The following is a 317-nucleotide window of genomic DNA, read 5'->3' as shown; positions in this document are numbered from 1 at the left end:
AGCCGTTCGTCGTCACCGAGCAGGACCGGCCCGCCTACGCCGACGCCGTCCGCGCCGCGGTGAGCTTCTCGACCGCGATCGTCGACCAGTCCGCCGGCACGCTGTCCGGCATCGGGGTCGAGTACCCGGGCCGGGTCCTCGGAGCGCTGGTCCGCACGGCCGTCGACAACGCGCTCGCGGCGGCCGACGGGCAGGCGACGCTCTAGTCCGGCCGCGCTGTACGATTTCCGGGACCCCCACGACCATCGGAGCCGCACCAGCATGACCGACGAGACCGCACCCGCCACCGAGCCCTCCGCCGCCGAGATCGCCGCGGC

Annotated in this window: 1 pseudogene; it reads left to right on the top strand. The window is 74.8% G+C overall.

The annotated features are described in order from the left end of the window. A pseudogene (locus tag BIV01_RS16795) lies at window positions 1–206 on the top strand (DUF2520 domain-containing protein); the annotation flags it as partial. Between the last annotated feature and the right edge of the window lie 111 nt (window positions 207–317).

It is taken from the genome of Curtobacterium sp. MCBA15_013, from assembly GCF_001865095.1.
GTDB lineage: Bacteria > Actinomycetota > Actinomycetes > Actinomycetales > Microbacteriaceae > Curtobacterium.
The sequence above is the reverse complement of the archived record's forward strand: the minus strand, read 5'-3'. Positions and strand labels throughout refer to the sequence as shown.